16 protein-coding genes are annotated in these 23,717 nt (G+C 53.5%); 6 read left to right on the forward strand and 10 right to left on the reverse strand.

Annotated features, from left to right (window positions below; genetic code table 11):
- Nucleotides 1-13: 13 nt before the first annotated feature.
- The 4 genes from ACS5NO_RS25880 to ACS5NO_RS25895 form a co-directional block, all read right to left on the reverse strand.
- A complete protein-coding gene (locus tag ACS5NO_RS25880) occupies nucleotides 14-3,409 on the reverse strand; it encodes a TonB-dependent receptor (protein WP_439417818.1) in 3,396 nt (1,131 codons plus the stop codon).
- A gap of 107 nt (nucleotides 3,410-3,516) precedes the next feature.
- A complete protein-coding gene (locus tag ACS5NO_RS25885; protein ID WP_439417819.1) occupies nucleotides 3,517-4,626 on the reverse strand; it encodes a FecR family protein in 1,110 nt (369 codons plus the stop codon).
- Nucleotides 4,627-4,695: 69 nt separating this feature from the next.
- Complete coding sequence (locus ACS5NO_RS25890) at nucleotides 4,696-5,307, reverse strand: RNA polymerase sigma factor (protein ID WP_439417820.1); 612 nt, start codon at nucleotides 5,305-5,307, stop codon at nucleotides 4,696-4,698.
- A gap of 108 nt (nucleotides 5,308-5,415) precedes the next feature.
- The gene (locus tag ACS5NO_RS25895; protein WP_439417821.1) at nucleotides 5,416-6,039 is read right to left on the reverse strand and encodes a pyridoxamine 5'-phosphate oxidase family protein; all 624 of its coding nucleotides are present in this window, start codon (nucleotides 6,037-6,039) and stop codon (nucleotides 5,416-5,418) included.
- A 186-nt stretch (nucleotides 6,040-6,225) separates the two neighbouring features.
- Here ACS5NO_RS25895 and ACS5NO_RS25900 point away from each other — a divergent pair, with 186 nt between their 5' ends.
- A complete protein-coding gene (locus ACS5NO_RS25900) occupies nucleotides 6,226-7,716 on the forward strand; it encodes an aminotransferase-like domain-containing protein (protein ID WP_439417822.1) in 1,491 nt (496 codons plus the stop codon).
- 299 nt (nucleotides 7,717-8,015) lie between these two features.
- Here the strand turns inward: ACS5NO_RS25900 and ACS5NO_RS25905 are convergent, their stop codons facing one another.
- The 4 genes from ACS5NO_RS25905 to ACS5NO_RS25920 form a co-directional block, all read right to left on the reverse strand.
- Nucleotides 8,016-8,780 carry a cupin domain-containing protein gene (locus ACS5NO_RS25905; protein WP_439417823.1) on the reverse strand — a complete coding sequence of 255 codons (765 nt, stop codon included), beginning with the start codon at nucleotides 8,778-8,780 and terminating at the stop codon, nucleotides 8,016-8,018.
- Between the two features lie 134 nt (nucleotides 8,781-8,914).
- Nucleotides 8,915-10,327: a SusD/RagB family nutrient-binding outer membrane lipoprotein gene (locus ACS5NO_RS25910; protein ID WP_439417824.1), complete on the reverse strand. Its 1,413-nt coding sequence runs from the start codon at nucleotides 10,325-10,327 to the stop codon at nucleotides 8,915-8,917.
- Nucleotides 10,328-10,363: 36 nt separating this feature from the next.
- Entirely contained in the window at nucleotides 10,364-13,528 is a 3,165-nt protein-coding gene (locus tag ACS5NO_RS25915) for a SusC/RagA family TonB-linked outer membrane protein (RefSeq protein ID WP_439417825.1), read from the reverse strand.
- Nucleotides 13,529-13,614: 86 nt separating this feature from the next.
- Nucleotides 13,615-14,214 (reverse strand): peptidylprolyl isomerase, encoded by a 600-nt coding sequence (locus ACS5NO_RS25920; protein WP_439417826.1) that lies wholly within the window; start codon nucleotides 14,212-14,214, stop codon nucleotides 13,615-13,617.
- 350 nt (nucleotides 14,215-14,564) lie between these two features.
- Here ACS5NO_RS25920 and ACS5NO_RS25925 point away from each other — a divergent pair, with 350 nt between their 5' ends.
- Entirely contained in the window at nucleotides 14,565-15,281 is a 717-nt protein-coding gene (locus tag ACS5NO_RS25925) for an SDR family oxidoreductase (RefSeq protein ID WP_439417827.1), read from the forward strand.
- Between the two features lie 74 nt (nucleotides 15,282-15,355).
- Here the strand turns inward: ACS5NO_RS25925 and ACS5NO_RS25930 are convergent, their stop codons facing one another.
- Nucleotides 15,356-15,751 (reverse strand): T9SS type A sorting domain-containing protein, encoded by a 396-nt coding sequence (locus ACS5NO_RS25930; RefSeq protein WP_439417828.1) that lies wholly within the window; start codon nucleotides 15,749-15,751, stop codon nucleotides 15,356-15,358.
- A gap of 214 nt (nucleotides 15,752-15,965) precedes the next feature.
- Between ACS5NO_RS25930 and ACS5NO_RS25935 the strand changes: the two genes are divergently transcribed.
- Nucleotides 15,966-17,534 (forward strand): serine hydrolase, encoded by a 1,569-nt coding sequence (locus ACS5NO_RS25935; RefSeq protein WP_439417829.1) that lies wholly within the window; start codon nucleotides 15,966-15,968, stop codon nucleotides 17,532-17,534.
- Nucleotides 17,535-17,608: 74 nt separating this feature from the next.
- Here the strand turns inward: ACS5NO_RS25935 and ACS5NO_RS25940 are convergent, their stop codons facing one another.
- On the reverse strand, nucleotides 17,609-18,931 hold the full coding sequence (locus tag ACS5NO_RS25940; protein ID WP_439417830.1) for a DEAD/DEAH box helicase: 1,323 nt from the start codon (nucleotides 18,929-18,931) through the stop codon (nucleotides 17,609-17,611).
- A 194-nt stretch (nucleotides 18,932-19,125) separates the two neighbouring features.
- Between ACS5NO_RS25940 and ACS5NO_RS25945 the strand changes: the two genes are divergently transcribed.
- The 3 genes from ACS5NO_RS25945 to ACS5NO_RS25955 all read left to right on the forward strand — a co-directional run bounded on the left by ACS5NO_RS25945 (nucleotide 19,126) and on the right by ACS5NO_RS25955 (nucleotide 23,565).
- Complete coding sequence (locus tag ACS5NO_RS25945) at nucleotides 19,126-19,521, forward strand: Dabb family protein (RefSeq protein ID WP_439417831.1); 396 nt, start codon at nucleotides 19,126-19,128, stop codon at nucleotides 19,519-19,521.
- A gap of 258 nt (nucleotides 19,522-19,779) precedes the next feature.
- The gene (gene budA, locus ACS5NO_RS25950) at nucleotides 19,780-20,601 is read left to right on the forward strand and encodes an acetolactate decarboxylase (RefSeq protein WP_439417832.1); all 822 of its coding nucleotides are present in this window, start codon (nucleotides 19,780-19,782) and stop codon (nucleotides 20,599-20,601) included.
- Between the two features lie 159 nt (nucleotides 20,602-20,760).
- A complete protein-coding gene (locus ACS5NO_RS25955) occupies nucleotides 20,761-23,565 on the forward strand; it encodes a M14 family metallopeptidase (RefSeq protein ID WP_439417833.1) in 2,805 nt (934 codons plus the stop codon).
- Nucleotides 23,566-23,717 lie beyond the last annotated feature (152 nt).

Consider the following 23,717-nt stretch of genomic DNA (forward strand, 5'->3'; position numbering starts at 1 on the left):
AGAGATCTATGCATTAAAATTTCAGGTTCAGTCCTACTAATACGGTTTTTGCGGACGGGTATCCGCCGTAGTCGATCCCCTGGCTCAGTGACGAACTTCCGTAGCGATTTACTTCCGGATCATAGCCTGAATAGGAGGTTAGGGTGATGAAATTCTGGGCGGTTACATATACTTTGGCCGAGCCAACCGACAGGCGGTTCAACAGGCTTTTGGGCAGGTTATAGCCCAGCGAAATGTTTTTGAAACGCAGGTACGAACCGTCTTCGACGTGCAGCGATGACAGCAGCCGGGAGCCGCCCCCGGCGTTGGCGCGGGGAATGGTGTTGCTCGGATTGGTGGGCGTCCAGCGGTCCAACGCCCGGGCCGACTGGTTGTTGCCCCCTGTCAGGTTCAACTGGTCGAAGGTGGCAAAATTCAGGATTTCGTTTCCGTACGAGCCTTGCACAAAAATGTTCAGGTCGAAACCTTTGTAGGAAAACGTGTTGTTCAGCCCGCCGAAGAAATCCGGGTTGCTGTTGCCGATAATATCGCGGTCGGCATCGTTGATCACGCCATCGCCGTTCCGGTCCACATACCGGAGATCACCCGGTTTGGCCGTTTTCTGAGCCGACCCGTCGACTTCCGCCTGGTTCTGGAAAATGCCGTTGGTAACCAGCCCGAAGAAATTGCCCAGCGGACTATCGACCCGCAGCAAAATCGGGTTTTGGGTGGTGTTGGAAATGGTGGCATCCGAACCCGTTCTGAATTCTTTCCGGCCATCCAGGAACAGGATTTTATTCCGGTTGAAGGAGATATTGAATTCCGACGTCCAGCGAAAACCGCCCTGGTCCACATTGATCGTGTTCATCGAAAATTCGAACCCTTTGTTGCGAACACTGCCCAGGTTTTTCAGTGTGGTGGAAAAACCGGAGGAAGTAGGGACACCCACGTTAAAGAGCAGATCAGAGGTCTTTTTGATGTAATAATCGGCCGATACCTGGATGCGGTTATTGAGCAATCCGACGTCAAAACCGACGTCAAATTGGGCGTTTTTTTCCCAGCGTAAATCGGGGTTGCCAATGCCCGCCGTGGCCGATCCGACGTTTAGCGCCCCGCCGATGACGTAAGGGGCCGAGCTGATGTTGGCCAGGTACTGGTAGTTCCCGATTTCCTGATTCCCCGACAGACCGTAGCTGGCCCGCAGTTTGGCATCGGAAATAAACGTGAGGTCTTTTAGCCAGGGTTCGTTGGCGAGTTTCCAGGCGATGGCACCCGACGGAAAGAAGCCGAATTTGTTGTTCGGACCAAACCGCGATGACCCATCCCGGCGACCGGTCAGCGTCAGCAGAAAGCGATCGTCGAAGCCGTAATTGACCCGCGCCAGGTACGAAATCAGCCGCCAGTCGCTGCTGCGTGAACTGGGTGCCACCAGCGTCGAACCCGCAGCCAGGTTATTATACGTCGCAAAGTCGTCGGAAAAGGTATTGGCATTTGCCGCCACGGTTTCGACGGCCAGCCCCTGAATCGTATACCCCAAAACCGCATTCAGGCTGTGTTTGGGAGCCAGTTGGCGGGTGTAATTCAGGATGTTTTCGTTCAGCCAGTTGACGCTTTGGGAATTGGAAACGGACGCACTACCGCCCACACTCGCGCCCAGAACCGCCTGCCGAGTGACGTAATAATTGTTTTTCGAGCTTTGCAAATCCGTTCCGAAGCTGGTCCGGAAGGTTAGTCCTTCGATGATTTTGTAGTCGACGTAGGCATTGGCCAGGATGCGGATGAGGGCGGTTTTGTCCGTAAACTCATTGGCAACGGCCAGCGGATTATCCGCACCCAGACCGTTCAGCGCCCCCTGGTTTTTGTAATAACTTCCGTCGGCATTCCGCACCGGAAACGTGGGGGAATAATTCAGGGCCGAGCTGATGATGCCACTCACGGCCAGGTTGCCATCGGTCTCGGTGCGCGGGTTGTTGGTCAGCGTATAGGCGCCCTGCATGGTGACACCCACTTTCAGGCGCGACGTCAGATCGTTGTCGAGGTTGGCCCGCAGCGTGTAGCGTTTGAAATCTGATTTCAGCAGAATACCATCCTGGCCGTAATAGCCGAAGGATACCGCATACCGGGATTTTTCGGCACCCCCCGAAACCGAAAGCTGGTGGTTCTGGATGGGCGCATCGCGCATGACGATGCTCTGCCAGTCGGTGCCTTCGCCCAGGGTTGAAACCAGCGGACGATCCGCCGTGCTGCCGTCAAAATAGGCCTTGCCGCCGTTGTTGATCTGGGCGTCGTTGACCAGTTCGGCAAACTGGCGGGCGTTGAGCATCGGGAGCTTCCGGCGCACGGACTGGTTGCCGTAATAGCCTTCATAGCTAATTACCGCCTTGCCGGCCTTGCCGCGTTTGGTCGTAACCAGAACGACCCCGTTGGAACCCCGGGAACCGTAAATGGCGGTTGCCGAAGCATCTTTCAGGATTTCGATGGACTCAATGTCGTCGGTATTGATGGAGTTCAGACCGGTGGTCGGAAAACCGTCGATGACGTAGAGCGGATCATTGCCGGCATTGACCGAACCCGATCCTCGAATCCGGATGGTGGAGTTTCCGCCGGGCCGGGCCGAATTAGACACCACCTGAACCCCCGCAGCGCGGCCCTGCATGGCCCGGTCGAGCGACGGAATGGGCGTGGCCTTGATGTTGGCTTCGCCAACCTTGGCAACCGAACCCGTCAGATCCGATTTCTTGACGGTTCCGTAGCCCACCACGACGACTTCCTCCAGGCTTTTGTTATCGGTTTTCAAGGAAATGTTGAGGGTGGTGCGTTTCTCCACGGCCATTTCCTGCGAAACAAACCCGACAAAGCTAAAAACCAGGACGGCCGATTCATTGGGAACCACAATCTGGTATTTCCCGTCGCCGTTGGTCGTTGTGCCGCGCGTTGTGCCTTTCACCAGCACGCTGACGCCCGGTAAGCCTTCGCCTTTTTCGTCCGAAACCGTACCGGATACGGCCAGATCGGCCAGAACGTCGCTGGTAGTTAGGGTGGTCGGCGGGAGTGTGCTGCCGGTGTTGTTCATTTTGAAAAGCGCGATTTGCTTCCCGCTCACTTCGTAGCGAATATGAAGCGGAGTCAGCAAATCGTTGAGCGTTTCCTTGAGGGTCACAAACCGGTTTTCCAGTGTCACCTTCTGGTTGACCTGAATTTCGCGAGGATTGTAGATAAATAGAACATTGGCATTACGCTCCAGAAACGCCAATGCTTTTTTCAGGTTAGTGGTTTCGGCTTTCACCGCGATGCGTTGATCCAGCACTTCCTGGCCGTTGGCATCGTGGGCATACGTCGCACCCACAAACAGGATCGTCATCAGAAGCTGAATAACCGATAGTTTCATGAGGGTCCGGAAGGAAAGGGGCTTTTTATAAAGTCTATCCATGAGAAAAGGGGTTTGCTCTTGGATAGCGACAGCGGTGGTTGCATACTGGTTTCCAGTAATTTTTTTAGAAAAAATTTACTGGAATTGCCTAATCGGTTCAATTATAACTACTTATTTTCACACCCTTCGCTGTGAATTACGATCTGCCCGTCCACCATTTCGTAGGACGAGCGGGTAATTTTGCAGATCAGATTCAGTTTTTCAAACAGCGATTCACCGGCGAGATTGGCCGTCAGATAGCAGTCTTTCAGGTTGGCCGCATCGTAAATGAACGTCAGTCCGTACGTTTTTTCCAGCAACGAAAACACCTCCGAAACCGGTGCTTCTTCAAAAATGTAAGCCTCTTTGGTGACCTTCTGAAGCGTAATCGGTTGTTCGACGACGGATTTCACCAGGCGTTTTTCGGTCGTCGAGAACACCACCTGCTGGTTGGGCGTCAGTACCATGCCGACCGACTCGTTCTTGCGGGCGGGCTGTTCTTTTTCCACATCTTTCCGCATATACACCGACACCCGGCCCGACCGAACCTCTACTTTGGCGTTGGTTTCACCCGTCGTAATCAGAAAGCTGGTCCCCAATACCTGCGTCGAAATCTGGTCGGTATACACCCAAAACGGCATTTTTGGATTTTTCTTAACCGAAAAAAACGCCCGCCCGCTCAGGTAAACTTCCCGTTTGGTGGCCGAAAAACGATTCGGATACCGCAGCGTTCCATTGGGATACAGAACCACCGTGCTGCTGTCGTGGAGCACAAACGTCCGGGGTTCGGAACTTTCGTTGACGGTTTCGGTGTAATCGCTCGCCAGGGCAGGACTAAGTTTTTCAAGGGCCGAAAGACGGGTATCGGCCTGTCGGCGCGCATCGGATTTGACGGCATACGTGAACGCCAGATAACCCAAACCAATAAAAAGCAGGAGGGAAGCCGCCACCCGAAAAACGGTAGTTTGCCACAACGGAACGACGTTCTGCTGATTGGATTGAACGATATTATTAAAAATTTGATCCAGTTCTGCCGGTTGTAAGGCGGTATTTTTCTCCTCCAGCGCCTGCAAAAAAGCCCGGGCTACCTGCACTTTGTCGGTGCAATCCGGATTTTCGGCCAGCCATTCCGACCAGAACGCGCCACTCTGGGCGTTGCGGTCGATGACCCAATGCCGGAAGTACTCGTCCCGCGTCAAATCGTCAACGCTGTAGTTTCGATAATCGGGCGTCCTCATGGTGGTAAGCGTTCATGCTATGAACAGATGGCGGATGATTCGTTTTGATACCCGCCCATGTCCGTTTATTTAAAAAGTGCTGGTTTTGATGAAGTCAATGAAGATGATAAAACCGACCCAGTTGTCGCGGAAGGTTTTGAAGGCAGCCTGCAACAGGTTCGATACCGACTGGGGGTTGACGCCCATGATTTCGGCAATTTCGTCGCGTTCGAGGTTTTGGTAATAGCGGAGGTAAATCACTTCGCGCTGCCGTTTGGGCAACTGATTCAGCGAATCGGCAATCCGTTTGGTGGTTTCCGCCAGACTTTCCTGTTCGATCACCGACCATTCCGGCGAAAATTCCACGAAATTCAGGTCATTTTCGAGGTCCGTCGGCTCATCGTCCCGGTTGATGCGCTGCCGGTAGCCCTCGCGCAACACCCGCTTGCGGACGGAACTGAGCAGGTAGGCCCGGACGCTGTCGGGGACCGCCACGCGTTCACGCCGGTTCCAGATTTCGATGAACACCTCCTGAACACAGTCCTTGACGAAGTCTTCATCCCGCAGAAATTTGTAGCCGTAGTTCTGCAAAGCGTTGAAATACTTCTCGATCAATTTCCGCAAACCGGTTTCGTTCCCGGTCTTGAGCTGCTCCCAAAACAGCAAGTCCATTCCGGCCGACGCATTTCCACTGGTCTTCATACAACAGGAGCCCGGACGATAGCTTCCGGACTCCTGTTAAACGTGAGAATGTAAAATTCCTACTCTTAAAAAAACAATGTTCATTCGTAATGTCGTTATACGCTGTTCTTACTGAAGATAGGGAGGCAGGGGTAAAGCCACGCTCGATTCATCGGGAATAGCCGCCCGACGAACGGTTTCCAGCGGAATGACGCCCGACCAGATCGGTAGCTCCCGATGTTCCGGTTCATCATTGGGCCCTCCCGTCCGGATTTTGGCGGAGGCTTCATCCAGCGAAAACGACAAAACCGTTGTTTTCCGGATTTCACTTTCCGTTTCTTTGCGTAAATCATCCCACCGGTCTGGAATCAATTTATTGGTAATCAGGGTCAACGCTTCCACTTTTTGGGCAAAGTCTTCCACTTTTTCGGCGGTGGCAAAAATGATGACGGAGCGGTAGTTGACCGAGTGGCTGAACCCCGATTTCGCCAGCACCAGGCCGTCGAGCAGCGTCACCGAAATGCAAACCGGAATACCTTTTTCGACTTCCCGAATAAAATGACTGCCCACCGATCCGTGAATCAGCAGACGGTCACCGACCCGGGCGTAAGCCGTTGGAATCGATCCCGGTTGTCCGTCGATGGCATAACTGATGGTACAATAGAGGGCTTCATCGAGAATGGCATAAATCGTTTCGGCTTCATAATGAGCCCGTTTCGCTGAGCGGCTGGGCGTGGTACGTGGGGTTTGCATGTGTTAAGTTGGTTTACGGTTTTCAGTATTTGGTTTACGGTGGCTGGCGCGCTCTTATCATGCGCCAGCCACCGTAAACCAAATACTGAAAACCGTAAACGATTTAAAATTGTGAGTTGTCCTGCAAATTTGCACCTTTACCGGACTATCTATGTCGTCCGGTTTTTCAAAAATAAGTAGTCCGGTATGTTGCCTTTCAAAACACTAATCACGATTGACAAATCCACCGAAGCCTCGGTCTACCTCCAATTGGCCGAACAACTCCGGCGGCTGATCGGCGACGGCGTTTTAAAAACCGGCCAGAAGTTGCCGGGAACGCGACAGTTGGCCGAACTGCTTCTGTTTCACCGCAAAACGATCGTTGCTGCCTATGACGAATTGCTGGCGGAAGGCTGGCTTGAATCGCGGGCGGGCAGCGGCACGTTCGTGGCCGATACGTTGCCGCTGGTTCGGCCACAATCCCTTGTCAGTGAGGTTGATGGACAACGGACTAATCGCGAACCCGGTTTTCAATTCGAATCCAGATCGCATCTGGTTCGTTCGTTGCTGTTGATGGGAGAGGGCCTGCGGCTGGACGACGGTTTTCCGGACATCCGGCTGGCCCCGATGGAGGAACTGGCCCGCGCCTACCGGAGCTATTTTCGCTGGGGAAATCCGCAGCAGCATTTTGGTTACGGCGATCCGAAGGGCAACCGGCTTTTGCGCGAAGAATTATCGGTTTTCCTGAACGAAACCCGGGCGTTGCGAACAACCGCCGACAACATCCTGATTTCGCGTGGCAGCATGATGGGCATTCACCTGGCCAGTACGCTGCTGCTGAAACCGGGTCAGACGGCGGTGGTGGGCGAAACCAACTGGTCGGGGGCCAACATGAATTTTCAGCAGGCCGGGGCCGAATTACTGACTGTTCCCGTCGACCAGCACGGTCTGGATGTGGAAGCGCTGGCGGAGCTTTGTCAGCATCGCCCGGTTCGGCTGGTCTATGTGACGCCCCACCACCATTATCCGACCACGGTCACTCTGCCGCCCGATCGGCGGCTCCGGCTGTTGCAACTGAGTCAGCAACACGGTTTTGTCATTTTGGAAGATGATTACGATTATGAGTTCCACTACCTCCGCCGACCGGTTTTGCCGCTTGCCAGTGCCGATCCAAATGGCATGGTGGTGTACATTGGTTCACTATCGAAATCGGTGGCCCCGGCTTTTCGGATGGGCTACGTGGTCGCGTCCGAAACCGTCATCGATGAACTGGCCCGTTTGCGACGCATCATCGACCGGCAGGGCGACGCGATGCTGGAATTTGCGATTGGGCAATTGTTCCGAAACGGTGACATGCGACGGCATTTAAAGAAGGCGCACCAGACTTATCTGTCACGCTGCAATCAATTTTGTTCGCTGCTAACCAGTGCGTTACCGGATCAGGTGCAATATGTCAAGCCGGAGGGCGGTCTGGCGGTTTGGGCGACCTTCGATCCAACCATCGATCTCGCCCAACTTGCTCAAAAAGCCAAGGCGGAAGGGCTTACCTTTTCGGATGGTGTTGCGCACAACCCGCCCGGAAAAGTGCTGAACAGCACCCGGTTGGGGTTTGCGTCCAGCACCGAAACCGAGTTGGAACAAAGTGTATCGATTTTGCGGAAATTGGTCAAAGGGAAAGGTGTTTGTTCAACTGGGTAAATAATTGTCCTTCAGTGGAGTAACAGCTCAGTTTCGCCGGATTGTTGGCAAATGGCAACCAATCTATCCCTCTATCCCGCAGGGATTAAACAGCGCAGCGTCGGTAGCAAAAGGATGATTTGTTTTTCCAGCGTACCGTCAGGCACGCAACCATTCACAGAAATCTGACAGTTGCGTACCTCATGGCAACGGGAGGAGCGAATCACCCTTTTTTTCTACCGACGCTGCGCTGTTTTGCCCCTCATGGGGCATATTGAAAATCGTGAAGGGATTTTTGATAGTAAACGTCAATTTGACCACTACTCAAACTGAAACGCGAAATAGGTACACGAACCGTTGGTGGTATTCAGAATACCGTGGGGAACGTTGGATTCCAGGAAAATGATATCGCCGACTTTCGCCGGTTGCATCACGCCATTGATGCTTTCCTGGGCGGTGTTTTCAATCAGGAGCAGGATTTCGGCGGCCCGGTGTGTGTGGGGCGGATGACTCCACAAGCCTTCATTGAGCGTCGTAACGTGCATTTCAAACCGTTTACACATGACCGTCGCCCGGTCAAAGATGTTGCGCCGACCGCCTTTGGCGTTGGGTTGGTAGGCCACATCCTTCCAGTCGACCCAGAACGATTGCCCTTTCATTTGTTCTAAATCCAGATCCGGCACTTCTTTCGAGGTATACCGCATGAGGTGATACGTGACGGGTGCGGCACTTTTGTTTTCAATCCGGTGGGCATCGCCGGGCATGATCAGCACCACGCTGCCGGGGCCTACGGTTTTGATCCGGCTCCCGAGCGAAACCGTCAGTTCCCCGGTTTTGACGATAATCAGAATCTCATCATCCAGCGTTTGGGCGGGTTGCGGGGCTCGGTTGGGAGGAATCGTGATGCCGTGGACGGAGAAATCGTTGAAATCCCGCGTGGTGCCTTCTAAAATCGTTCGATCGATCATGCCGTCTTTTTTGACCACCGGCGCGTTATCCCAGGAATAGACTTTGGAAGGAATGGTCTGGGCGAAGACTGGACAAGTGGCGAAGACGAACAGCAGGAAAAGCAAAAACGGTTTCATGGGTAAAGCGATTCGTGGGATTCCATTCAAAGGTAGTGCAAAAAGTGCCACGAATTTAAGCAGGCAAGGCTTGCCGGGGTATTAAAAAAGCGGCCCCTGAAAAAGAAGGGGCCGCTTTTTTTCAGGCTGTAATCCTATTTATCGAACCACTGGGGGGTATCTACCGCTAAACCCGTCGGTGTCTTCGGGTTGGAGTTAATTTCCTCACTGCGGTAAAGTAACCGCCGAACCAGCCCCGCAACGGGAGCGCCAGCCGGTGTGGTCATGGCCGGAATTTCCTGACCCACGGGCCCCGACCGACGGAGTTGTACCCACCCCTCAACGGGCCTCATGAACAGATCGAGGTATTGTTGCTGGGCCAATACCGTCCGGTGGTTTGCCGCTGTCAGCGCGGGGAGTTGGTTGGCATAGGCATCAGACTGGGCGGCTGGTACACCAAACGACACCAGAGATGCCCTAACGCCCGCCCGCATCCGTTGCGTCGCCAGATCGAATCCTCCCGGTGCAAAACCGCGGGCGATGGCTTCGGCTTCCAAAAGCAGTTGTTCGGAGTAGGAAAAAGAAACTTCAGGCAAGTCGGGCTTGAGCAGGTTCATGTTCACCAGAGACGACTTGGGTGAGTATTCTTCGGTGGTGTTAAGGGCTACAAACTCATTGGCGGAGGCACCCGGTCCTGCCTGGAAGAAGTACGGAATACGCGGGTCGTTTAGGGATGCAAGCAAATTATAAACGACTTTGGAAGCGTACCAGTCCGACTGAACACCTCCCCGGAAAATGGCCGTGAACGAAAAGCGCGGATTTTGTCGGCCGGGTTGGTTGTAATACTGAAACTGCATGGCATCGGAGGGGGCGGAAATCAGGTTACCAGCCGCCAGGAGTTGACCGATGGCCGCTGCTTTCGTGGGGTCAGCATCGACCATGGAAAACAGAAGGCGCAATTTGAGCGAATTGGCAAACTTGCGCCATTTCGTCATGTCCCCGCCATAATACAGGTCATTCGGGGCAATGATGCCCTTGCCGGCCGGATCGATTTGCGTGATGGCCTCGTCAAGTAAAGCAATACACCCATTCAGTACGTCGGCCTGCTTATCAAATTTGGGGAGATCGACAGTGCCGGTAGCGGCTTCCGAAAATGGAATGTCACCCCAGAGCAAGGAGGTCTGGGAATAAGCGAATGCTTTCATGATTTTGCACTGCGCCACGGCATTGGTATTGACGGGCTGGGTGCTCTGGGCGAGAGTAATCGCTACCTCCAGGTTTTTGAGCACATCCGTGTAGGTGCGTCCCCAAACCGAGCGGATACGGGTCTGGTCGTATTGGGCCTGGGCCAATCCCCAGCGCCCACCCGAAGCCCACATTTGGCTCATCAGGGCTACGGGCCAGGTTAGTTCGCCGACGCGCAGGAGCGAAAACTGGGTGCTTGCTCCGGAAAAAAGCAGCGCCGGGGCGACGGTAGTCGAACGATTGGGGTCAATGTTGAGGTCGCTGTTCCTGAAACAGCCGGTGGACGTCAGTGCCAGCAGGCCGGCATACAGTATCTTTTTCATGGTGAAGGAAGCCTTTATACGTGAGCGAATGGTTGATCAAAAGGTGAAACGGAGGTTGGCGCCAATGCTGCGGTTGCTGGGAATGCTACCCCGTTCCAGCCCTTCGCCAATCAGACCCGTGCCGAGCACGTTCGCTTCGGGATCAATGTGGGGTACGTTCGAGTGAATAATCCAGAGGTTGCGACCTTCCAGACCAAGAGCAATGCTGCCAAATGGGGTCCGGTTCACCAGGGTCCGGGGCAGGTTGTAGGCAATCCGTACTTCCCGCAGTTTGGTGTATGAACCGTCGAATGTATTCGTTTCGGGACTCACCGAGTTGTCTTGCTGGCTCCAGTATTGCTGCACACTGGCCACCGGCACATCGTTCGGTCGGTACGTTCCGTCGGCATTGCGAATTACCCCGGGATCGATGAACGGTGTCCGGTTATTGACGGCGGTTTCGGCCGCCTGGCCACCGCTCCGTACAATACCGACCGTTTGCGAATTGATGACTCCCCCTTTGCGCATGTCGATCAGGAAGCTAAAATCAATCCCTTTGAACGAAAAGCTGTTGTTGATCCCCATCGTCCAGTCGGGGTAAATGTTGCCGAGGAGCTTCCGTGGTCCCGGTGTGCGCAGGCCGGTGGTCGGGTTGATGACGATATTTCCCTGCGGATCGCGCAACCAGCCAACCCCCTGAATATTGAAGGTTTCGCCGGGGCGGGCTACGACGAAAATGCCAAAACCGTCGCCCGAGGTGGTCACGAATTCGGTGAGCCCATCGGCCAGTGACTCTACCCGGTTGCGGTTGCGGTTAAAGTTCAATGCGGCATCCCAGCGGAAGCCCGACCGGGTTTTTAGGGGCGTCGCGGTCAGCATGGCTTCAACGCCCGTATTCGAGATCTCACCCACGTTGAGCCGCCGGGCCGAATAGCCGGTTGATTGCGGTATGGCAATCGAAATTATCTGGTCGTAGTTCAGGTTCCGGTAGTAGGTCAGGTCCAGACCCAGGCGACCGCCAAAAAATTTGAGTTCGGTACCAAATTCATACGACGTTTGCTGCTGCGGACGCAGGTTGGTGGGAGGCAGCACATTCGTGGCGCCGAAGGCCGATGCGCCCCCAATCGGATACAGGATATTGAACGTATAAATGTCGCTGGCCTGGGTGAGCGGGTTGTAGGTGAAGGCCAGTTGGTACGGATCTTCGTCGGAGCCCACATTGGCGTAGTTGGCCCGAAACTTGGCGTAACTCAGGATGTCGCGTTTGACAAGGCCGAGGTTCGGGAAAGCTTCCGTCAGAATAAACGACGCACTGACCGACGGGTAGAAGTAGGAATTGTTGCTAACCGGCAAGGTGCTCGACCAGTCATTCCGGCCTGTGACGTTCAGGAAGAGGAAGTTGCGGAAGTCGAAGCTGAAATCCCCATATACCCCAAAAATCTCCCGGCGGCTGTAGAAGTTTGACGCTACGTTCGATTGAGCGTTGGCAAATGTGTAGAGTTGGTCGATGTTCAGCCCGTCGGACAACACCCGCGACCGGCGAACGGTCCGTTGATTGAACTGATGTCCGACAATACCCTTAAACGTCCAGTCACTCGACAATCGACGCGTTAGGGTACCGATCAGGTCCGACTGGAGCTCCCGCTCGTAGATTTCGTTGGTGTCGAATTGTCCGTTCAGACGTCCGCGGGTACCCCGGCGGGTGGTCGACCGTCGGTTTTCAGTGAAGAAGTCCGTACCGACGCGTCCGGTTACATTGAACCAGGGCGTTACCTCATAGCCCAGGCTGGTACCCCCATAGACCCGGTCCACCGAGTTGGAGAACTTGTTGAACGCCGTAATGAAATACGGATTGTTCTGAATGCCGTCGAGGTCGATCGCCCGCGCCAGATCGCCCGTCCAACCCGCCGGTACGGCCTGCGTCGGGGGAGCGAAAAGGTTGTTTTTCAGATCATTGATATCGATAGTCGTGTTTATGCCGGTCAATATGGTGGTAAGAATGTTGGTCGTGTTGGAACCCTGCTGCGGTCGGCCGTCGCTGGTTGTCCGAACGTAGTTGAGCCAGGCCCGTGAGGTAAGTTTGTCGGTGATTTTGCGCCCTGCGTTGATGGCGAACGTATTCCGGCCCAGCTCGGAACCCGGTACGGTACCCGTTTGCCGGAGGTTGGTAAATCCGATCCGGTAGTCGCCCTGCTCACTGGCCCCATCCATTGACACGCTGTTAATGAGTGTATGCCCCGTGACGAAAAAGTTCTTCCAGTTGTCCGGATGGGCGCTTAATCCCTGAACGGTTGCGCCCGTATAATCCTGAACCGGCCCGGTTAGGCTCGATAGAGCCGGTCCCCAGCCATTGCCCTGACGTGGGTTGTAGACGCCCTGGTTGCCCTGGGCATACAGGTTCTGCGTATCGGGTACGCGCAGGACATTGTCAGTCCGGTACGACGAGTTGAACGACAGGTTCATCTTTTTCGACCCCACCTTGCCCCGCTTGGTCGTAATGACGATAACCCCGTTTCGCGCCCGGGACCCGTACAGGGCCGACGCTGCTGCCCCTTTCAATACGTTCATCGACTCAATATCGTCGGGATTGAGGTCACCCGCCCGGTTGCCGACATCGACGCCCCCCGTTACAATATCGGTTTCGGAGCCGTTGAAAGAAGAGTTGGAGATCGGTACGCCATCGACAACGAACAACGGTTCGCTGGAACTCGACAGGGAGTTCGCTCCGCGAATCATGACTCTGGTTGAGCCGCCCACCGACCCCGATTGCTGCGAAATGCGTACCCCGGCCACGCGCCCTGCCAGCGAGTTCAACAGGTTGGGATCGCGGGCTTTCACCAATTCCGCCCCGCCCACCGTCGAAACGGCGTAGCCCAGCTCTTTTTTCTCCCGAACAATGGCATTGGCCGTCACCACAACCTCGTTGAGATTGACCAGATCGGCCACCAATTTTACGTCCAGCGTATTGCGTCCGTCGAGGGCTATTTCGGCGGTTTTGTAGCCAATGAACGAGAAAACGAGCGTTTTTGCGTTGGCAGGAACCGTAATCTGATACGTCCCTTCGGCATTGGTAACCGTACCGGTCGTGGCATCTTTCAGTAAGATGTTCACCCCGGGAATGCCCTCATTTTCGGGCGAGGTAACTTTTCCTGACACAACTCGGGTTTGGGCATGTGTCATCCATCCACAGAGCAGCAGGAACGCCAGTAGCGTTTTTTTCATAGGTGTACTTGTTGAAAAGGTGGAACAAAAAAAAGGATCCCGCTTTCCCGGCTACTGAGCCAGCGGAGAGATTGACATACCGTTTACTAAATCCGGTTGATGCGAAGGATGCGAACGGGTTTTTTGAGCAGTTGCAAGGGATTCGAGTACGCATTGGTGGGGCCTGGCTGCCCGGTTTCACCCTGCTGAATCCGGCGCACGATCTCCATGCCTTCGACCACGCGGCCAAACGCGGCAAAGCCCTGGCCGTCGGGGTTGCGTTTGCCACCAAAATCCAGTTCGGGCTGGGCATTGATACAGATGAAAAATTCCGAAGCTCCGCTGTTGGGCAAACCACGCGCCATCGATAATGTACCGTCGAGGTGTTTTAGCCCGGTTTTTTGGGTAGTTTCCTGCGCAATAGGCGGAAACATTCGGGTCGAATCAGTACTGAGTCCACCCTGGATCACCTCGATCTTGACGGGGCTGGTAGCCTGGTTATCCAGCCGGACAACCCGGTAGAACGCGGCCCCGTCGTAGCGATTCCCGTCGACATACCGCAGAAAATTAGCTACCGTGGCGGGTGCTTTGTCGGCATATAGTTCTAAAACCAGTGAACCCGCTTCGGTATCGATACGAACCCGCTGGGCATTCGCGCCTGAAAAAAAGAAAAAAAGGATCAGGAAAAAATGTAGCGTTTGTTTCATATGTTGTTTTAAATGAGTTATTTACCGGGACTTTTTGCTTTATTCTGTTGATTTATTGATCTTATTTAAGAAGATTTTAATCTTCAATAGAATCTATTGGTAATACAGCAATCTATAGTATAAACACTTGCAAGACAAGTAGTTTGGGGGTCATTATTCTTGAAAAATCAGTATTTGCCTCTTTTTTAATTTTGATGTCTCTTGCTACCCGGTTCGCGACTCTCTTTCTACGGGTAGCAATACTGTATTGTGAAGGTTTCTTGATGGAAACGTGTAAACTTTCCAGTAAAACCTGCGGTTATCTCTTCAGCTTCACGAAGCTTCAACGACTCCATTTTATTGTTAACAGTATGGCAGAAATCATCAAAACCGCCCTCGTTACCGGCGGATCGAAAGGCATTGGATACGGCATTGCCGAAGTGTTGATCAACGAAGGAATCCGGGTGGCCATCACCAGCCGCTCGCAGGAAGCAGCCGGGGAAGCGGCCGCTTCGCTCAACAAAATCAAAGACGGTTTTGCACTGGGCATTGCCGCCGACGTCCGTGATCTGGTGTCGCAGCAACGCGCCGTCGATGCCATCACCCAGCAGTGGGGGCGGCTGGATTACGTGATCGCCAACGCGGGGGTAGGTCACTTTGCGCCGATTCAGGAACTGACCTCCGACCAATGGCAGGAAACCATCGACATCAACCTGACCGGCGTTTTCAATTCCATCAAGGCAACCCTGGACGAGTTGAAAAAATCGGAAGGCTACTTTATCACGATTTCGAGCCTGGCCGGCACCAACTTTTTCGAAAACGGCACGGCCTATAACGCCAGCAAGTTCGGGCTGGTCGGTTTTTCCCAGGCGCTGATGCTCGACCTTCGCAGCGAAGGCATCAAGGTGACAACCATCATGCCCGGTTCGGTGGCTTCGTATTTCAACAACCACGAGCCAAGTGAAAAAGACGCCTGGAAAATCCAGCCCGAAGACATCGGCCAGATCGTTGCCGACCTGATCCGGATGCCCGCCCGGACGCTCCCCAGCAAAATCGAGGTGCGTCCTTCCCGGCCCGGTGGCAAATGAGAGAATGACTTTAAAAAACGAAAGAAGCCGACTGAAAAGCCGGCTTCTTTCGTATACTACGATGTTTTCGGGTCTTAGTTCATGGCAATGTGACGTTCCGTGGTCGCCGTTGGCGCAGAGGTATGTAACTTTACTTCTTTCACCTGTTTGGTGTTGCCGTCCGAAATTTCAACCTGATAAATACCGTCCTGCAGTTGGTTCAGGTCAAATCGAATGGCCGAGGACTCGTGGCCTTTTCCCAATTTTTCCGAAGCCAGGATCTCGCCGGATTCGTTTTTCAGCGTGACATTGATTTTGGCATTTTTGTCCTTGTTGACATTCACCCGAATTTTCGACGTGTTGATTACCGGGTAGACAACCGATTGGTACGTAGATTGGGTTCCGGCGGTTTCTTTGTGATCAGCCGCAAAGCTGGATGAAGAAGTGGCAATGGTTAAAGCGAGGAAAGCGGAAGCGATGAGTGATTTCATGGTATTTGTTGTTTTTGTGTTGTGTTTCGTATCTGTTGTTTTCTGCGGCAGCTTGTGATTCGCCGTTTCGATGGGTCAAAACAACGGCGAAATGTGCTACCTTGCTATGCATAGTACTTCGGCGGTTAAACGGATCGATGAATGGTTTGCTGGATGGATGAATAATTAATCGGCGCGAACTGTGTATCTTTAAAAACCCATCAAAATCCCCCTCATGCGAGCATCCATACACTTCATCGGCCTTATGCTGGTCAGTTTCCTGAGTTTGAAACCGGCTTTTGCGCAGGTTATCACGTCACCCCAAATCGATCAACTGGTTGAAAAAACCCTGAAAACGTTCGAGGTGCCGGGAATTGCCGTCGCCCTTGTGAAAGATGGGAACGTGATTCATTCGAAAGGGTACGGTGTCCGGTCCATGCATTCCACGCGGAAGGTCGATGCCAATACGTTGTTCGGCATTGCCTCCAACAGCAAGGCATTCACGGCGGCCACGCTCGGCATTCTGGTCGATGAGGGCAAACTGAGCTGGGACGATAAGGTGATCGACTACATTCCGGAGTTTCGGCTGTACAATGCGTACGTCACCGAGGATTTTACGATTCGCGATTTGCTGACCCACCGCAGTGGCCTCGGTCTCGGCGCCGGAGATTTGATGTTCTTTCCCGATTCCAGCGATTTTCAGTTGAAAGACGTCATTCATAACCTGCGGTATCTGAAACAGACGTCCGGTTTTCGCACCAAATACGATTACGATAATCTGCTGTATATGGTCGCGGGTGAGGTGGTGAAACGGGCATCGGGCCAGAGTTGGGAAGAGTTCGTGGAAACCCGGATTATGAAACCGCTCCAGATGGAGAACAGCGCAGCGTCGTTTTCCCGGCTCAAAAATAAATCGAACGTCATCGATGCCCACGCTGTCATTGAGGGCAAATTGCGGACGGTCAGGCGCGGTCGGCTGGACGTCGGAAATTCGGCGGGTGGCATCAACAGCAGCATCAACGACCTGAGCAAATGGGTGATCATGCAACTCAATGGGGGAAAATACGGCGACGGGTTGAGCAAAACCCTGTTCAGTACGAAAGTGCAGGATGACATGTGGTCGCCCCAAACGATCATTCCCGTGCGCGCGCCCGGACCCTATAACACCCATTTCAGTTCCTACGGTTTGGGCTGGCGACTGAACGATGCGAAGGGCTACAAGCAGATTTCGCACACCGGCGGCTTGCCCGGTATGGTGACGCAGGTGATGCTGGTGCCGGAGCTAAAACTGGGCATCATCGTGCTGACCAACCAACAATCCGGAGCGGCTTTTACGGCCATTACCAACCAGATTCTCGACAGTTATTTCGGGATCACTGGCACCGACCGGGTGAAAGAATACAGCGACCGGCTGCGCGAAAATACCGCCAGTGCCGACAAAGTAACCGATGAGGTTTGGAAAACCGTTGCGGCTGAAAAGGAGAGCACCGCGTCAAAACCGCCGATTCATTTTTACACCGGCACCTACCACGATAAGTGGCTGGGTGACGTTTCCATTGTGCCGGATAACCTGAGACTCCTGTTTGTTTCGAAGCGGTCACCCCGATTAACTGGCGAGCTGTTTCATTACAAAGGCAACACCTTCGTGGTCAAATGGAACGACCGGAGTCTGGAAGCGGATGCGTTTGTGATGTTTGGGCTGGATTATGAAGGGAAACCGGTTTCGATGAAAATGAAGGCCATTTCACCCCTAACGGATTTTAGCTACGACTTCCACGACCTGGATTTTACGAAAAAGAAGTAGAGACAAGAGAGTTGAGACCAGAGAATAGAGACTGTCTTTACTCTCTTGTCTCACCTCTCTTGTCTCAGTCAATGCTATCGCGCCACTTCAATCTTATACTTTTTACCTTTCATCTTTTCGTCCTTGATCTTCGCCAGCAGCTCCTTGACTTTGGACTTTCGGACGGCCGCGAAGGAGATAAAATCCTTGACTTCGATCAGGCCCAGATCGCCTTTTTCAAGGCCGCCTTTTTGGGAGAAAAAACCGACAATGTCAATTTTGTTGAGTTTGTTTTTCTTGCCGCCACTGACGTAAATCGTCTGGAACTGGGGTGGATGGGGCAGCGGCTGATTGGCCGGAATGACAAACTCGTCGAGCGATTCGGGCAGATAGCGGGGGCGCTCTTCGTTGCGGTGCAGCAGGATGTAGGCGGTTCCGGAAGCGTGCATCCGGGCCGTCCGGCCGTTGCGGTGCAGAAACTCGTGTTCGTGCAGCGGCAGGTGGTAATGAATGACGTATTTCATCTCGGGAATGTCTAGTCCCCGGGCGGCCAAGTCGGTCGTAATGAGGTAACTGACACTGCCGTTTCGGAACTGAATCAGGGCCCGTTCGCGGTCGTCCTGCTCCATGCCGCCGTGGTAGAAGGTCGAAAAAATGCCCATTTCATTCAGGATGGCGCTGGTTCGTTCGGCGGCATCACGGTGGTTACAAAAGATCAAAGCCGCTTCCGAATCCAGGGCGCAGAGCAGCCGAAACAGCGTCTCGACTTTGTCTTTTTCTTCTGAAATGACAATTTTGGTCGTCAGGCTTTTGTCGCGGTCATCGTCGGGAATAAAATCAAGTTTGACCGGAGAACGCACGCCCGTAAACTCCGGAATGGAAATACCGGACGTGGCCGAGACCAGCACACGTTTTTGAAGATTTCGCAGACCGCCGATGATGTAGGACATCTGGTCGTGAAAACCGAGTTCCAGCGATTTGTCGAACTCATCCAGCACCAGCGTATGAATGCCGTCGAGGTCGACCGTTTTGCGGTCGATGTGGTCGGCGATGCGCCCCGGCGTTCCAATCAATACGGCGGGTGGCGTACTCAGATTTTGGATTTCGGTCGCCATCGGGTGCCCGCCGTAGCAGACGTTGACCTTAAAACCCGTCCCCATTTTTTTCCAGACCTGCTCAATCTGCAACGCCAGTTCGCGCGAAGGTGCCAGAATCAGACATTGGACTGTTTTTTGCTCGGGTTTAAGAAGTTGCAGAATGGGTAACAAAAAGGCGAGGGTTTTGCCGGAACCGGTCGGAGCCAGCAACAAAACCGCTTTCTCGGCCACTACGGCTTCCCGGGCTTCCCGCTGCATGGGGTTGAAGGCTTCAATTCCCAGGTTCGAAAGCAGGGGAGCAAGGTCTTGGTTGGTTTCCATCCTGCAAAAGTAAGGGATTTTAACCGACCCCGATGGTTTGTCGGGAATAACCTGGTGTTCGGAACGGTTTTCGCTTCAGGAAAGTATTTTTCAGAAATCGACAATCCCCGGCAGCAATTCGGAGAATCTTGTTCATTTTTGTGGTTCAACCCATTCCATTTCTTCAGAAACCGCTATAAGCGGACGGCATTTTTATGAAAGAACAATCACGCAGAGCATTTGTCAAAAGCAGTGTCGGGGCCGGACTTGGCCTGGGTATATCAGGCAGCGCACCGAAAGAACTGTTTGTCCATCACGTTTATTTTTACCTGAAAAATCCGGGCAGCGAGGCCGATAAAGCCAAATTGATCGAAGGGCTGAATAAACTGGCTAAAGTACCGACGATCAAGCTGGTACACATCGGCACACCGGCACCGACCACCCGTTCCGTCATCGAACGATCGTATGCGGTGTCGTGGCTGTGCTTTTTTGATAACCTGATGGATGAAGAGATTTACCAGACGCATCCCATCCACCTGAAATTCGTGGAGGAGTATTCGGCCCTGTGGGAAAAAGTAATCGTCTATGATTCCGTCGGCCCGAAGCGGTAAGAACCCTGTCAAGGTTCAAAGAAGTCAAGTTCCGGATTGATTTTTACGAACGGTTGTCCCATCGGGACATCACAGCAACGCGTCGGTAGTTGTGGAGGTGTTTGTTTCAAGCCCCCGGCGTGCCTTTGGGTACCTAACTAACGGTGGTGGTTGCGTACCCAAAGGCACGCTGAGTGAATTGATCATGATTTTGGCTACTACCGACGCTACGCTGTTGAACCCCTGCGGGGTAAAAAAACATAACCCATTCTCCCTCAAATGACTATTTACTCAACCGCTGCGGCTAAAAACACCGTTCTGACCATTCTGCTGGGTGGTTTTCTTTTAATGCAGGGCTGCACCCCAAAACAACCGGTCGAAACCGCCAATACAAACCCGGCAACTGACTTTATGTACCAGTATTCCATCATTGATGCCTTGCTCGCCGGGGTCTTCGATGGCAATCTGACGCTGGGGCAGCTAAAAACCAAAGGTGATTTTGGCATCGGAACCTTCAACCGGGTGGACGGCGAACTGATTGTGGATCAAGGTAGGGTGTACAAAGTGAGTTCCGACGGCAGCATTCACGAGATGCCGGACACCGACAGCACGTCGATTGCGTTTGTGAAGTTTTTCAAGGCTGATTCCACGTTTACCATCAACGGGACAACCACGCTTGACCAGCTTGAAAAGGACCTGCTGGCGGCATTGCCCGCCAACGAAATGTATGCCATCCGGATGAAAGGCGATTTCCCGAAACTGACGGCCCGCGCCCCCGGAGCTGCCAAAAAACCGTATCCGACGCTGAAAGACCACCTCGCCAAAGAACAGTATTTATTCAATCTGACCAACACGCGGGGTGTCGTGATCGGGTTTCTGTTGCCGGGCTATCTGGCGAAGGTCAACGTCCCCGGCTTTCACTTTCATTACCTGACCGACGACCACAAAGCCGGTGGACATATCTTCGATTTTACGACGAACAACCTCACCGTCGAGATTGACAAGATTCAGGGATACAGCGTGGAACTGAACACCAACGCCGACTTCGACAAAGTCAGTCTGGACAAAGACCGGCAGGAGGAACTAAAGAAGATTGAGTAGCTGATTTGGCGTTTAGAGCTACGCAATAGCTTTGTTTTCTGTAATTCTCCATAAAATATATGGCAATCATTATAAATGATAAAATTATATTTTGTAACTGATTTATCGAATCAGAAAATTAGCTTATTTCGTCTTACCAACGAACTAATCCGATTTCCTATGAGAAGACATTTTTTACACGGTTTATTCTTCTTGCTGGTTTTGAATCTGACGGCTGCTCAGGCTCAGACAATTCCTTCACCCAAAGAACATTTCGGTTTCAACATCGGTGACGACTACCAACTCGCCACCTACACCCAAACCGAAGCGTATTTCAAAAAACTCGCAGCTTCGGACCGCACCAAACTGGTCGATATTGGCATGACGGAAGAGGGCCGTCACCAGTATATGATCATCGTGTCGTCGCCCGAAAACCTCAAAAAGCTCGACCGGTACAAGGAAATTTCCACGAAACTGGCCCGCGCCGAAGGCATCAGCGATGAGCAGGCCCGCGCGATGGCGGCCGAAGGAAAAGCCGTGGTCTGGATCGACGGTGGCCTGCATGCAACCGAAACCGTCGGCACCATGCAACTGATCGAAACCGCCTGGCAACTGGTGAGCCGCAAAGACCCCGAAACGCTGCGGATTTTGGATAATGTGGTAATTCTGCTCACCCACGCCAATCCCGACGGGCAGGAATTGGTCAGTAGCTGGTACATGCGCGAACCCAAACCGGAAAAGCGTTTGCTGGAAAATGTGCCGCGTCTGTATCAGAAATACGCGGGACACGACAACAACCGCGACTTCTTCATCATGAACATGAAAGAGTCGCAAAATATTGGCCGTCAGTTGTTTATCGAATGGTTGCCGCAAATTATGTACAACCACCACCAGCGTGGCCCGGCGGGTTCGGTGCTGGCGGGACCGCCGTATCGCGATCCATTCAATTACGTGTTTGAGCCGCTGATGATCACCGGAATCGATGCCCTCGGCGCGGCCATGATCAACCGGCTGAATTCCGAAAACAAGCCCGGTTTTACGAGATTGGGCGGTTCGGTTTTCTCGACCTGGTACAACGGCGGGTTGCGCACCACGACGCACTTCCACAACATGATCGGTTTGCTGACGGAAATCATCGGAAATCCGACGCCGGAAGATGTGCCGCTCGTTCCCAATCGGCTGATACCTAACGGTAATACGCCGTTTCCGGTGACACCCCAGAAATGGCATTTCAAGCAATCGATCGATTATTCAATTTCGCTCAATTACGCCACGCTGGATTACGCAGCCCGTCACGGCGATCAGTTGCTATACAACATTTATAAGATGGGCAAAAATGCCATCGAACACGGTAGCACCGATTACTGGACGCTTTCGCCGAAACGCGTCGATGCGATCAACCAGTTGCACCAGGCGGATTTGAAAAAAGCCGCGCCGGGAGCCGCCGGGGCTACGACACCCGATCAATACGGTTTGCTGCCCCGTGGCGGTGGAATTCCGGTGAAATATTTCGATGCGGTTTTGAAAGATCCGGCCCTGCGGGACCCGCGCGGCTTTATCATTTCGGCTGACCAACCGGATTTTGCCACGGCGGTCAAGTTTGTCAATGCCCTCATCAAAACCGGCATCCAGATTCAGGAAGCCACGGCTGATTTTACGGTGGCAGGCAAGAAATACCCGGCGGGTTCGTACGTCGTGAAAACCGATCAGGCGTTCCGGCCTCACGTGCTGGATATGTTCGAACCGCAGGATCACCCGAACGATTTTCAGTATCCCGGTGGCCCGCCGGTTCGTCCGTATGATGCCGCCGGATGGACTTTGGCGTTCCAGATGGGTGTGAAAGTAGACCGGATTCTGGAAGGGTTCGACGGGCCGTTCAAAAAGCTGCCGTATGGCGAATTGCAGTCGCCAAAAGGAAAAATCGATGCGACGGCTGCGGCTGGCTATGCCCTGAGCGCGCAGGCCAATAACACCTTCATTGCGGTCAATGATTTGCTGAAATCGGGCGTAGAGGTGTTCCGGTTACCGACCGGTGTTAGCGGCAAATCGTCGCTTGGTGCGGGCGCTTTTTTTGTTCCGGCTTCTGCCAAAGCGAAGGCAATACTGGACAAATCCGCCAAAGAAATGGGTCTGGAAGTAGCGGGTGTGGCCAAACGGCCGACGGGCGCGATGGTCAAAGTAGCACCGATGCGGATTGCCCTGTGGGATGCTTACGGCGGATCGATGCCATCGGGCTGGGTGCGCTGGATCATGGAACAATACCATTTTCCGATGCAGGTGGTTTATTCGCAGGACATCGACGCGGGTGATCTGAAAAAGAAATATGATGTGATCGTGTTCGTGACCCGGGCCATTCCGGCCACAGGCCCGGGCGGTGCCTCTCAGGGCGGTGGCGGTTATGCCAGCCGGGAACCCAAAGCGGAAGAGTTGCCCGCCGAATTCCGGCCGTGGTTGGGCAAGATTACCGCCGAAAAGTCGATCCCGGAACTCCGGAAATTTCTGGAAGCGGGTGGCAATGTTGTTACCATCGGCAGCAGTACCAACCTCGCCTATCACCTGGGTTTGCCGGTTAAAAACGCGCTGGTCGAAATGACCAACGCGGGTCAGGAACGGCCCTTGTCGAACGAAAAATACTACATTCCGGGCAGCATTCTGCGGATCGATCTGGATTCGACCCAGCAGGCGACCTGGGGCATGGCCAAGCAAACGGATGTGTATTTCGACGCCAGCCCGGTTTTCAAAATCTCGCCGGATGCCGTGGCGAAAGGGACCGTAAAACCGCTGGCGTGGTTCTCCACCGACAAACCGCTGCGGAGTGGCTGGGCCTGGGGTCAGGCCTATTTGCAGGACGGCGTAGCGGCTTTCATGGCACCCGTCGGTTCCGGCAAACTCTACGCCTTCGGTCCGGAAATTACCTTCCGCGCCCAGGCACAGGGCACATTCAAGCTGCTGTTTAACCAGTTGTATTCGACGTCAATGCCCTAACCGGGGTCGAAACTGATTGATTCCGCTGGCCGGGATTGGAGCTGCAAAACGCAGTTCTGATCCCGGCCAGTTTTGTTTTAGGAGCCTGTTGCTAAGGATTTGGCGGGATGATTTTTGGTTTGTTATAATTTACATTTATTTTGCATTATAAA

Source organism: Larkinella fluvii (assembly GCF_051857545.1).
GTDB lineage: Bacteria > Bacteroidota > Bacteroidia > Cytophagales > Spirosomataceae > Larkinella.